The sequence below is a fragment of the Bartonella sp. AD13SXNS genome (assembly GCF_042196465.1).
Taxonomy (GTDB): domain Bacteria; phylum Pseudomonadota; class Alphaproteobacteria; order Rhizobiales; family Rhizobiaceae; genus Bartonella.
On record NZ_JBHIQI010000004.1, the window covers coordinates 18,306 to 31,432 of the forward strand.

Below are 13,127 nucleotides of genomic sequence, written 5' to 3' on the forward strand. Positions count from 1 at the left end.
TTATGAAAAGATGCAATATGTCGTAAAACCTCTTTAGTTGCAAGATTGCTCATTGGACCTTATCATTTTAAACGCCAAATCTGAACTGACCATCAAATCAACAGAACAAATGGCAATAACACTTGAAATTAAGTCAAGATCCTCAAAAATTCGAAAAGCATAAAATGACTTAAGTTACAAGCCTTATGTCCTCTGGATAATCAAACAACTTCCTTCATTCCTATAGCATTCTTTAATTTCCAAGCAAGAATCAAGAAAATATAAACGGAATAAAAAATATTTCCTTTCATTATGGTTTCAACAAAATAAGTATTCATAAACTTCTTTACCCTCATGGACATAACATCACAAAGAGAACTCCTTGTTTATATTTGTCAAAAATAAGCTATAATCATAATATTCTCTCTCGTTTCTAATGCGTCTAATCGAGAGCATCTCATTTTTTTATGCGTCATCCTTAATCGGTTATTTTGTTATTAAACAAGCATAATTTGACCAACTTCTTTTTCCTGAAACAAAAATCCTAAGATATTGAACAGGTTTTGATTTAAGATCAATACTTTTCCCTCTCACCCTTTCATTAAAAAATGAAGAAGCATAACGTTGTTATAAAATAATAATCGATAAAACTTGTATATGATACTCATCATTGTATCTATCCCTCAATCCAGTTTGTAATAAGCATATTCACCTAAATTAATTTTGGAAAATTTATCGCTCATAATTGTCTTAAAAGATTCAGTATATTGATTTATAATGATAATTTAGCGTTATTCATATTGAATTAGAACCCCGAATAACGTAAGATTCTCTCATTTCAAATCTGTTTATCTTGAATCAATCAAAACAATTCGTTTGCACATTACAAGCGGGATAAGTGTGTGGATCAAATTTGTATAAGAAAGGACTAAAAATGCCTCTTATGAACCGTCTTAAGTGCCAAGGGCTGTCGCAACATTTGGGGCTAGCAAATATAATGATGGTGCCGGCTTGTTACTTCATAAGCGTAAAGATAAGGGTGCTCAACGGATTTACCGTTATACCATACACGGGCGCCGGCGTGAAATGGGCTTGGATACCTTGAGAGATGTTTCTTTAAAACAAGCCCGTGAAACTGCAACCCAATGGCGCTCTGTTTTACGTGAAAGGCGTGACCCCATTAAAGAACGCGATAAACAAAAGCGTGAAGCAATGCACAATCTCTGTTATTTAAAAGATATTACTTTAGATACTTTTGAAAGCCGTAAAGCTGAATTAAAAATGATGGTGAGACTTGTAATTGGTTTTTACATTTACGGATTCATATTCTCCCTAAATTAGGTTGTCTGCCCGTTTCAGATTTATTTATAATGATAATTTATTATTTTGTACTTTGTATAAAAGAGCCCAAAATCATAAAATTCTCTCCATTTCAAACCTATTCATTTTGAATCAATCACAACTATTTGCTAGTCTATCACGAATAGGTGGTGTATGAATGAAAGCTATTTAAGAAGGAGTCAAATACCTCTCATGAATGCTCTTAAAATGCAAAAGCTATCGCAACATTAGAAACCGGCAAATATCATGACGATATGGACCTACATCATAAGAGAAGCAATGAGCTTCTGAAACTTTCTCATTTTCAATGAAGAGAGCATCTTATAAGCTTTTATATATAAAATAAAATTCAATGAATTTCATAAGATTTTTAGCGCAAAATTAATCCCGTAAGATGCTTTGACACGATTTCAACAGCTAACTAAAAAATGCTCCGTGGCTCATTGGTTTATCGTATATTCATAACTGGTTTCATTCTAATAATAAGTTATAATTTCTGCACCTTTTTTAAGGTATTAACTTCTTTATCAATGCACACCCTTACGAGATGATTTTGTTTTCAGTAAGAGCACGTCTACTCATTTCAATCATTGCATCACGAAGATGTAACTTAATTTTTGATCCAATAATCATTCCAAATACAGGAGCAAGTAAGCCAGACATAGTTACAGTATGACGAATTTTGTTATTTGAAGAACCAGATTTTGTTGAACAAATATATTCATGATCAAAGCTCATGCGTGTAAAAGGAAGTCTAGCATAATCAGAAAAGCAAACGTTTTTTATAACTTTATCAAGCGTAAAAGTTACTTTCGGTCCTTTTTTAGGCTTCATGCGTCCTACAGTGCCTTCTTTGAAAGCACCAGAAAACTCTACCCACTCAAGTTCATGATCCCAAGAAGGCCATTTTTCTACATCCTCCCATATAGCCCAAATTTGCTCAGCACTTGCTTTTGTGCTAATTTCTTCGCTATATACCCATTTAAACATTTAAAGCCCTCTTTGTTTACCAATAATTTCCGTTAAATATCCCTAAAAGATAATGTCAAAGGTATCCTTAAAGCCTTACTAAAAGTAAAAAACTGAGTCCATCCCCAATTTATTTGCACCTGTAGGCATTAAACTAACAAGTGATACTCTTAGATTATAATGTATAAATATTTAGTACAATAAGAAGTTTTTGATCTAAGATAGCTTTTCATCATATGTTCAAACATCTAGATTGTATGACTTCTCCCTGCTTGTCTTTAGCATCAATAAAAATAAGTGGTTTTTCTTCATATAATTAAGCTACAACTTCTAACCCTAATAGTTTTCATAAAACCTCAGTAGAATAAATTAATACCAATTTACCATTTTAAGATTATGCTCTCATTAAAGAAAATCACACAAATTTTTAAAAAAAATCTTTTTTAGATGCTTGATCAAAAATAAAATAAATTATTAGCCATTAGAAATCCCCATTGCTTTGCTAATTCGAGCTGCATCACAAACTGTAATTTCAAAAAAAACTTGTCGCGCTAACAATCCCCAATGAGGATTAGTGAGAAATTCAAGTTCTTGAATCTCCTTTAAAACAACAGGTTGTGCTTGTTTATTAAAAATAACATCTTTCCGAAAAGGTGTAAATTGAGGCGCTTGTTCCACTTGATAAATATGGTTATCTTTAAATATACACTGAAACTCTATTGTTTGAAGAATTTGTCCTGTACCCATTTCACACCGTGGGTAGTAAATGAAAACTTCATCTTCCTTAGATGTTTTTCGAAGTGATCCAGCTTTACCATGACAAACTTGAAGAAAGCCAAATTCGGCTGAAAGCCGCGCGTAAGCTCTAGAAATCACCGCTATCCAATGTTTCATTTCATATGCACTCTTTCACAAAATACACGATACTTTCTATAATACGTGAAATATCTTTTTCAAGTTATCGAACAATGAAGGCAAGAATGGTTCAACGTTGAAGATACCAAGATAAACTTGTGAGAATTAAAACTGTAAACTGCTTATTCATCGTTGATCATAACGGAGTTCCCTAAAATTAAACCAATAAAAGCCATAGCACTTGGAGTGAAGTTTTCCCCTATGAAAAACAGCTCTTGAATCAAAAGTAAACTTTGAAACTGCTAAAAAATCTTGCAAAAAATAAGCTTCCTTCCAGTATATACCAAAAGTGATACATTCCGTTGCTCCCAACCCTCTCGTTCATTCTATGCTTGCTATACCTTTAACGCACATAACATAGAAAATCTGATGTAAAAAATAAAAATATATAAGGAAAGGATTTTATCTGATATAGTTGCAAAACCCTTGTTGAAAAGATAGAGTTTTTATGATTTCTTACTCTATAGCTTAGCGGGCCATAAAATAATCATTCTAAAAAGCTCTATAAAATAAATTATTCCCTATTGGATGAAAAACGAGAGCTTTCTCAATATCAAACCTGTGATTGCAGTTTATAGAAACGTATTGCTGTCTCGCCATAGAAACGCTCATCGTCTAGATAAAAAATATCAGGTAAATGAATAATCGTATCTTTCTTTTCTTCGAGCACGAAGAGTGTATCGGCTTTTGCCCAACCTCCTCGCAAAGCTTCTACAAAAGCACGTTCACCTAAACAACGGCTATAGGGAGGATCAGCGCAGATAACATCAAAGGGAAGCATTGTTCCAATATTGCCAAGTTTGGTTGCATCACGACGCAAAATCCGTCCAACCCCTTGCAATTCAAAAGCTTCGATATTTTTTTGAAGTACCCCACGCCCCTCAACTGAATTTTCAACAAAAACAGCAGCCTTTGCTCCACGTGAAAGTGCTTCAATGCCTAAAGCCCCCGTACCAGCAAAAAGATCAAGAATGCGTTTATTGGTCCAAAATTGTTCTTCACGGCTAGAAAGAATATTAAAAAGGCTTTCACGTGTACGATCACTCGTTGGGCGAATCGACTGATTAACAGGCGAAAATAAAACACGACCAGCAAATTTACCGCCTATAATCCGCACGCGGACCTCCAAATCGCTTCGAAGTTTTTGCACCATCACTCTGTGATTTAGATTTTTTCATAGCACCACCAAATGATTTTACTTTTTTCTTTCTCTCAAAAGAACGCTCATCATGACAACCTTTTATCATTTTCTCTTTATCCTTTAAAAAGCGATCTTTCTTACCAAAGGGATGCGTCTCGTCATAAGATATTTTGCCACGTTTTTGAACAAAACTTTCCCTCTTCTCTTTGTGTGACGAACTTTCTTTTAGTTTTTCCTTGCCTCGATGAAAGGACTTTCTACCATCCAAATCGCTCTTATAACCATGCGATTTCTCCTCACTATAGGAAGGCTTTCTACGTGCACTTTGCGGACGTGCACCAGGAGCCATCCAAACATTAGCACGGCGAGAACGCGGTAGAAAACGCTCTACTTTTCCTTCTTCACTTTTCTCCTTTTTTACATTTTCATGAGATTTTGTACTTAATCGTGCACGACTATGTTCAACAGAACCATCTCTTGAGCGACGTCGTATCACCCTTTCACTTGAGAAAACCCAACCATCATTTGCAACAGAAAGATCTTTCTGGCTTTGCTTTTCTGCAACAACTACAGAATTTGAAAATGGCTTAAGAATAGGAGCATCAAAATCTGCATTGGCTTGCATAATCAAACGCTCCCCCAACTGATCTCGTAACATCCGCCCTTTTAACTCTTGCACAGCTCCTTCTTCTAAATCAGAGAGATGAAATGGACCATAAGATACACGTATTAATCGATTAACTGATAATCCCAATGCACCTAAAACATTCTTTATTTCACGATTTTTTCCTTCTCGCAAAGCAACAGAAAGCCACATATTCGACCCTTGTTCGCGTTCAATTGATGCTTCAATTGAACCATAAAAAATACCATTAATCGCAATACCATTTTTAAGGTTATCCAGCGCACTCTGTTTTACTCTTCCATGAGCACGGACGCGATATTTGCGGACCCACCCCGTTACAGGAAGTTCTAATACACGCGCTAAGCCACCATCATTGGTTAAAAGCAAAAGCCCTTCCGTGTTAATGTCAAGCCTTCCAACAGAAAGAACACGCGGCATTCCTTTTGGTAAATTACTAAATACTGTAGGTCTGCCTTCAGGATCACGGTTCGTGGTGACAAGACCTGCTGGCTTATGGTAAAGCCATAAACGCGTTCGTTCTATAGGAGGTAAAGGTTTGCCATCAACTTTAATAACATCAGAGCGGCTAACATTAAAAGCTGGCGTTTTCACGACTTTACCATTCACAGAAATACGACCTGAAACAATCATCATTTCTGCATCTCGACGCGAAGCAACACCAGCACGCGCTAACCTTTTAGCAATTCGTTCACTCTCATTATTTTCATTCATTTGCGTTTCAAACCAATCTTTGCAAGTATGTTCAGAAAATTATTCACATGCACCATACCGCTTATCCTGAAAAATGAAGTAGCATAATCATTTATCATTTTCTATCCTTTAACGACAATAATGTATCTGTTGACTTGCAAGTTTGTTTTAAACTCTTAAAAAAAATAGAGGTATTCTTTTCATTATAAAAGCGTAATAAATTATTCATTCCATAGCATTCCTTATCGAGATAACCTTTAGATTTTCTATACCTTCAGTAGAAAGAATATTATGACTTTGACACCCATGGAAATAGCCCTTTTAGAAGCGCAAGAAGCTGCAAAAAAAGATGAAGTTCCCGTAGGTGCTATCATTACACGTGGAAAAGCTATCATTGCACGCGCTGGTAACTTTATAAAATCTGCATATGACCCTACAGGACACGCAGAAATACGCGCAATCCGTATGGCTTGCAAAACATTGCAAAGCGAAAGGCTTCCTGATTGCGATCTTTATGTAACACTTGAACCTTGTGCTATGTGTGCTGCTGCCATTTCATTTGCACGCATACGACGTCTCTATTACGCAACAAATGATCCCAAAGGGGGAGCTATAGAAAATGGCCCACGTTTTTATCAGCAACCAACCTGTCATCACAAACCTGAGATTTATTCTGGTTTTAAGGAAAAAGAAGCGGTTCAATTACTTAAAGACTTTTTTGTACAAAAGCGATACTAAAAACAATTCTTCATCCATAGCTTTCACTCTTTAGAAACTATCCTATTTCTTAAAAAAGATTATTCATCCTTCTGATATAGCGAAAGCTATTTCAAAATATTTTTTCTCTCACACTCTTTTAATACTGCATATTTAATACTGCATATTGTTTCTATTATACAACATATTGATTTATAAAAATAATTCATTTCTTTTTATATAAAATATTTTTATATAAACTATAAAGTTCAAAATATCGTGGAATACTCTCATTTCAAATGACGTTGAATCAATAAAATCCTTTATTGGCACATCATAAGTGAGGTTACTGTCTAGATAAAAAACGATTTAGAAAAGACTAAAAATGTCTCTTATGAAAGCTCTCAAATGCAAAAATTGTCACAACATTGGAGTCTGAAAAACAAAATGATGGTATAAGCTCTCTCCTTCATAAGAATAAAGATGCTAATTTTCAATGGCTTTCATGTTATACTATCCACACAAACAACGTTGTGAAATGGACTTAAAAGATATTTCTTGTTAAAAAAGCAACGCCGAACCACTCTCTCGATGCTATAGCCATATTGCTATTTCATGGAAATAACAACCAGCTTGCAGCAGCATTATAACGCTGCATGAACGAGAACTTGGTGTCATAAGTAATGAGAAGAATACTTCGCATACTTTTATTTTGTCTTTTTCTTATCGACCAATAGGTGCAATTTTTGCCGGTTGGCGATAACTTAAAGGTGGTTCAGTGAGATAGCGACGGTATTTTGAACTTCCAACTTGTGCTCTCTGACGACGTAAATATTCTTGTCGTTGCTTCGCACTCAACTGTGAAGGATTTTTTGAACCAGCGCCATTAACTGACGATCCTTTGTGAGGAAAAGGAGTACTTTCTCGATGCTGCTTCGATGCTTCTATTTCATTGACAGATTTATCTTGTTGTGGCACCGGTAAAAACCTGCGTGAACTAGGACTTGGTATCACAAGTTTTGGATGGGGCTTCATAACAATCTGGCTGCTGTTATTTGTTGGTGTAAATGAAGCAATATTAGCAACATCTTCAAAAAACTGTATTGAAACTGGCTTATTGGTACCATAGGTAGGGGCATTACATCCCGTTAAAGAAAAGCATATACCTAAAATTCCTATTGGAAACATTTTTACTTCACGTTTTCTCACTGCTTATTCCATTCCCTAAGTATATGGCTGATTAACATTCCCGCTATTTATAAGAGAACGGTCCATACACAAATTTCCCCCCTACAGATAAAACAACGGAGCTTGTTTCGTACCATAAAAAACTATATTCATCAATACAAGAAATCTACTTACATTTCTTTCTTGAGTTAAAATTTTAAATCTTACCAAGAAGCTGTAGTTCCTGCAAAGCAGCAGCATCACGAGCAGATACATCCGGATAAGCTGGATCACTCCCAACATCTTGTGTATAACGCCATGATCGAGCACATTTTTTTCCCAACGCTTTCTTTGGATATACACCAACACCTTCAACATCATCCAAAGTAAACGCATCGGAAGGCATTGTATCCTGCGTAATTGTTAGAGCACTGGTGATACAGATCTCCGCCATATCCACATTTTCTAATGCCTCTCGTAAAACCGGATTAGAAATAAAAACAACAGGCGCAGCTTCCAAAGAAGATCCAATACGCTTATCAGCGCGTTCGAGCTCTAAAGCACCTGTCACAACTTTACGGACCTGCCGAATTTTTTTCCAACGCTCAGCCAAAGATTGGTTTTGCCATTCTTCTGGTACAGAGCGAAATTGTTCCAAATGCACTGATTGGCTTTCTGGGAAACGCTCTAACCAAGCTTCTTCCATAGTAAAAGGCAACATTGGAGCAAGCCATGTTACCATACACTCAAAAATCTCACGAACAACCTGCAAAGAGGCCTTACGTTTTTTTGATGAAGGCGCATCACAATAAAGAGAATCCTTGCGGATATCAAAATAAAATGCCGATAACTCAATGATTGAAAAATCCAATAATGCACGCATAATCTTTTTAAAATCAAATTCATCGTAAGCGCGATGAATCAACTGATCAAGTTCAAAAAGCCTATGCAATATAAATTTTTCAAGATCCGGCAGTGCACCATAAGATATTTCTTCTCCATCATCATGTGCTAAAGTTCCAAGCATCCAACGAATTGCATTGCGTAGTTTACGATATGAATCCACATTTGTCTGAAGAATTTTCTTGCCTAAACGCTGATCTTCCCAATAATCTGTTGTCATCACCCAAAGACGAAAAATATCAGCTCCAGATGTTTTAATGATCTCTTGCGGAACAACCGTATTGCCTAAAGATTTAGACATTTTCTTACCATTCTCATCCAAAGTAAAACCGTGTGTGATCACTGCCTTATAGGGAGAGCAAGCACGCGTACCACAGCTTTCCAAAAGAGAAGATTGAAACCATCCACGATGTTGATCAGAGCCTTCAAAATAAACATCTGCAGGCCATTTTAAATCAGCCCGATCTTCTAATACAAAGCTATGGCTTGCTCCAGAATCAAACCAAACATCCAAAATATCATGAACCTGCATCCAAGGCTCATGCGCACGGTCACCTAAAAAACGTTCACGTGCTCCTTCAGCAAACCATGCATCTGCCCCTTCTACTTCAAAAGCCCGTAAAATACGTTCGTTCACGCTTTCATCTTTCAAAACAACACCATCCTCATTCGCAAAAATACAAATAGGAACTCCCCAAGAGCGCTGACGAGAAAGAACCCAATCAGGACGATCTACTATCATAGAAGCTAGACGGTTTTGCCCAGAAGATGGTACAAAACGCGTTTTTGAAACAGCTTCCAAAGCCCGACTGCGTAAAGTTGAACCATCCCCAAAATCTTTATCCATTGAAATAAACCATTGCGGCGTATTACGAAAAATAACGGGTTTTTTCGAACGCCAACTATGGGGATAGGAATGTTTTAAACGACCGCGTGCAAATAATCGATCTGCTTTAATTAAAGCGTTAATGACCTCTTTATTGGCGTCACCTATTTTTCCATTATCATCAATAACACGTGCTGCTCCCCCTTCACGATCCGGTCCCAAACCCGGAACATCTTTCGTATAGAAACCCGCATCATCGACAGGAAATGGTATAGATGAATCAATCCCTGCTTGCTCCAATAGAGGCTTATAAGCATTCCAAATTTCAAAGTCCTCACGCCCATGACTTGGTGCTGTATGGACAAAACCTGTACCAGCATTCTCTGTCACATGCGACCCCTCAAGCAATACTATCTTATAATTATACCCTCCCGCCAAACCTTTGAGTGGATGAGAAAGAACAAGAGCTTTCAATTCATCAGTAGAAATAACACGCAAACGCTTCAAAACAAGTTTGGCTTTTTCTGCACAACTCATCGCTAGAGCATCTGCAAAGAGAAGCTTTTCTCCCGCTTGAGGACCAAAATCATTTTCAGCACTTTCAATTTCGTAAATACTATAAGAAATCTGCGAAGAATAACTCACTGCACGGTTAGCAGGAATTGTCCATGGTGTTGTTGTCCAAATGACGACATAAGCACCATATAAATCATCAGAATTTGCTTCAAAAACAGGAAACTTAACCCAAATCACCTCTGATTCATGATCATGATATTCAATCTCAGCCTCTGCCAAAGCCGTACGCTCCACAACAGACCACATCACCGGCTTGGAACCACGATAAATCTGATCTGACATAGCAAATTTTATCAATTCACTAGCAATGCGTGCTTCTGCATGAAAAGCCATTGTAGTGTAAGGTGTGTTAAAATCTCCCACAACACCAAGGCGTTTAAATTCTTCGCTTTGAACGGTTACCCAATGTTGTGCAAATTCACGGCATTCTTGACGAAACTCATTCAGAGGTACCTCGTCCTTATTTTTTCCCTGTGCTCGATATTTTTCTTCAATTTTCCATTCAATTGGAAGCCCATGGCAATCCCAACCAGGAACATAATTTGCATTAAAACCGCGCATTTGGAATGAACGAACAACCACATCCTTTAGAACTTTGTTTAAAGCATGCCCGATATGAATATGACCATTTGCATAAGGTGGACCATCATGAAGAATATAAAATGGGCGATCTTTTGCTTGTTGGCGCAATTGCGCATAAAGCCCTATATTTTCCCAATGCGCCATCAATTCAAGCTCTTTTTGCGGAAGACCTGCACGCATGGGAAAATTTGTCTGTGGGAGATAAAGAGTTTTTGAATAATCTATTGTTTCATTTTTCACAGTCATTGTGAAATATTCCTGTCCACTTTTACGAGTTTACTTTTGCATAACTTCCCTGAACCCTGCAACTCTGGTTTTTATCTATAGGGAAATCCGAGCTTATCATTCGTATTAAGCAGCGATCAAGAAAATATATCATTACACTTTATGGGCTTTAACATGAAATTCACAAGAAAAGAAACCAAAAAATGATTAAAAAAAATAAAGGCTCCACTATTAGTGGAGCCTCTTAGAAATTTACTCTTAAAAAAGATCAAAATTTGTATGCTACACCAACACGGAAATCATTGGTTTTGTAATTAACTTCAAGTTTTTCTTTTGCAAATTTCTTTTTACCAAAATCGGAATAACGATATTCTGCACGTACAATCACATTATCCAACATCGCGAAATCAATGCCACCACCCAGAGTGTAACCAATCATGGTTTTTGTCTCATCAGTTAAGTTTTTAGAAGAAACGACACTTCCATCCTCACCCTTAACAGATATTGATACAGTGTCTTGGAACTGCCCATAAGCAATACCACCAGCAAGATAAGGCATAAAGCGATCAGCAGCAAAACCGATACGTACCCGTGTAGCACCACCCCAATTTTGTTTGAAAGTATGGTTTAAAGCTTCAACTTCATCTTCTTGATCCAGAGCAAGTTCAGAAGCAACCTTTTTGATTTGTTCTATACCGTATACACTGGAATTGCTCTTATCTGCCACTTGGGGACTTTGTTCACCGTGTCCAGCCATATTCTGTCCACCATGAGGATGAGAAGTATGTGGGTGAGAACCATGCGGATTAGCACCAGAGCCGTATCCACCGCCGTGAGGTGTACCATGTGGATGAGCATGTCCACCTCCATTAGAAGCAACGCGCGAATGAGAGTTATTACCACTATAACTCTGAATACTATGACGACCTCCGCTTGTTCCATTAGAAGCCTCTTTCTCAGATCCAGATGATCCTGATCTCGCTAGTATAAGTGATGAACTCGGTACCGTTTTCTCTGCTGCTGATGGCTGTACTGATGTGGGTGCTTTTGCTACTGGCTCATTTGATTCTTTTATTGAATGAGAGGATACTGGTGTTTTTTCAACCGTTTGTGTGGGTTCTGATCTTACAGATGCTTTGGGTTCACTTACCCTCGCTTCTGATGGTTGCTCTCCTGTAGATGACCTTGCCAAAGAAAGCGGTTCTGACGCTTTTGATATCGATCCTGTCTGTACACTGAGAGATGCTGATTTTGCTACTACTTTTGATACATTCTCTCCTAATGATGTTTCTCCTGTATCTGATCTTAATAATGAAGGTGATACTGGTTTCTCTGAGTTTGTCCCCGTGGTGGAAGATGTTTGTTTAGATCTAGCTGTTTGCTTTAACACTGCTGTTGGGCTTGACCTTCCTACTAATTTTACTGAATTAGTGCTGCCAGCTGCTGGTGATTGCACAGTTTTTTCTGATTCTAATAACGTTTGTGTTGTAGAATTTTCTGGCGCTTTTGGATTAGCGTCAGTTTCTGTTAATCCTTTTGATTGTTGTATTTCTCCTTCTGCTTTTGTTTGTACATTTAGCGGTGATAGTACTGATACTGTTGATATTGATGCTTTTGGGGTTACAACTTCTGCTGATCTGCGGGCTCTTCCTACTGCATTCTCTACTGTAGCGTTATTAGATGCACCTATGGTTATGGTTTTTGTGTGTTTTTTTCCAGATAACATTAAATCCGTATCAATACCAAAAACAAAGCTGTCACCGAGATCGATATTAGACCCTGCATAAAAACCACCTGCAAAACCTGAAAGTTTAGGAGAGAACTCTTTATCCAGCGAGAAATTCTTTTCTTGATCAACAAGAGCCATATCAGCTTTGCTCGAAAAACCACCAGCTTGGACACCTAAATAAAGACCTGTCCATGAAAAAGTAGGTGCAACAATGGTAGAAGCAATCGATGATGCTGGCTGATGAGGAATCATAACATCAGCAGCTAGTGCTGTAGACGCTGAAATTAAAGAAAAAATAGACGCTGTTATTAAACGTTTTGTGTTCATAAAATCTCTCCAAATATCCAAAATGAAATGTATATAGAGCATCTTTTTTGAAATATCTGTAGCAAAAATAACACACTCACAAAAAAATAAAGGATTTTTGAAAATAAGCTTTCTTAACTATTTAGTTTGGTATTCAATGAGAATTTGTAAATTAAATCACACTAAAATTATGTGTCTTAAAGTTGGATTCATTTCCATTAAATTTTCGCATAACTGTTAATGATAATATTCTTTATAAATTTCTTTTTACCGAAATCTGAATAACAGCACTCTGCATGCAATAAACTATTATCTGTTATTGCAAAATCAATGCCAGTGCAAACAGTGAAATAAAATATTGCCTTTTTTAAAACCAAGCACCCTAAAAGTTTCATGAAATAAAACATTCATAAAAAAAAACTTTTAGATTTTTTTC

At 36.9% G+C, this 13,127-nt stretch carries 8 protein-coding genes and 1 pseudogene; 2 read left to right on the plus strand and 7 right to left on the minus strand.

Annotation, left to right across the window (positions count from 1 at the left end; genetic code table 11):
* Positions 1–913: 913 nt before the first annotated feature.
* Positions 914–1,343: pseudogene (locus ACFIMQ_RS04145) on the plus strand (Arm DNA-binding domain-containing protein); the annotation flags it as partial.
* Between the two features lie 517 nt (positions 1,344–1,860).
* Here the strand turns inward: ACFIMQ_RS04145 and ACFIMQ_RS04150 are convergent.
* The 4 genes from ACFIMQ_RS04150 to ACFIMQ_RS04165 all read right to left on the minus strand — a co-directional run bounded on the left by ACFIMQ_RS04150 (position 1,861) and on the right by ACFIMQ_RS04165 (position 5,702).
* Positions 1,861–2,310 carry a hypothetical protein gene (locus ACFIMQ_RS04150; RefSeq protein ID WP_375703462.1) on the minus strand — a complete coding sequence of 150 codons (450 nt, stop codon included), beginning with the start codon at positions 2,308–2,310 and terminating at the stop codon, positions 1,861–1,863.
* 453 nt (positions 2,311–2,763) lie between these two features.
* Positions 2,764–3,183 carry an EVE domain-containing protein gene (locus ACFIMQ_RS04155; protein ID WP_375703463.1) on the minus strand — a complete coding sequence of 140 codons (420 nt, stop codon included), beginning with the start codon at positions 3,181–3,183 and terminating at the stop codon, positions 2,764–2,766.
* Positions 3,184–3,757: 574 nt separating this feature from the next.
* Entirely contained in the window at positions 3,758–4,321 is a 564-nt protein-coding gene (gene rsmD, locus ACFIMQ_RS04160) for a 16S rRNA (guanine(966)-N(2))-methyltransferase RsmD (RefSeq protein ID WP_375703464.1), read from the minus strand.
* A complete protein-coding gene (locus ACFIMQ_RS04165; RefSeq protein WP_375703465.1) occupies positions 4,302–5,702 on the minus strand; it encodes a pseudouridine synthase in 1,401 nt (466 codons plus the stop codon). The genes rsmD and ACFIMQ_RS04165 overlap by 20 nt, the downstream gene beginning before the upstream one ends.
* 270 nt (positions 5,703–5,972) lie before the next feature.
* Here ACFIMQ_RS04165 and ACFIMQ_RS04170 point away from each other — a divergent pair, with 270 nt between their 5' ends.
* The gene (locus ACFIMQ_RS04170; RefSeq protein WP_375703466.1) at positions 5,973–6,419 is read left to right on the plus strand and encodes a nucleoside deaminase; all 447 of its coding nucleotides are present in this window, start codon (positions 5,973–5,975) and stop codon (positions 6,417–6,419) included.
* A gap of 681 nt (positions 6,420–7,100) precedes the next feature.
* Here ACFIMQ_RS04170 and ACFIMQ_RS04175 read toward each other — a convergent pair.
* The 3 genes from ACFIMQ_RS04175 to ACFIMQ_RS04185 form a co-directional block, all read right to left on the minus strand.
* Positions 7,101–7,586, minus strand: coding sequence for a hypothetical protein (locus tag ACFIMQ_RS04175; RefSeq protein ID WP_375703467.1), 486 nt, complete (start codon positions 7,584–7,586; stop codon positions 7,101–7,103).
* Positions 7,587–7,761: 175 nt separating this feature from the next.
* Positions 7,762–10,677 carry an isoleucine--tRNA ligase gene (gene ileS / locus ACFIMQ_RS04180; RefSeq protein ID WP_375703468.1) on the minus strand — a complete coding sequence of 972 codons (2,916 nt, stop codon included), beginning with the start codon at positions 10,675–10,677 and terminating at the stop codon, positions 7,762–7,764.
* Between the two features lie 247 nt (positions 10,678–10,924).
* On the minus strand, positions 10,925–12,712 hold the full coding sequence (locus ACFIMQ_RS04185; RefSeq protein WP_375703469.1) for an outer membrane beta-barrel protein: 1,788 nt from the start codon (positions 12,710–12,712) through the stop codon (positions 10,925–10,927).
* Positions 12,713–13,127 lie beyond the last annotated feature (415 nt).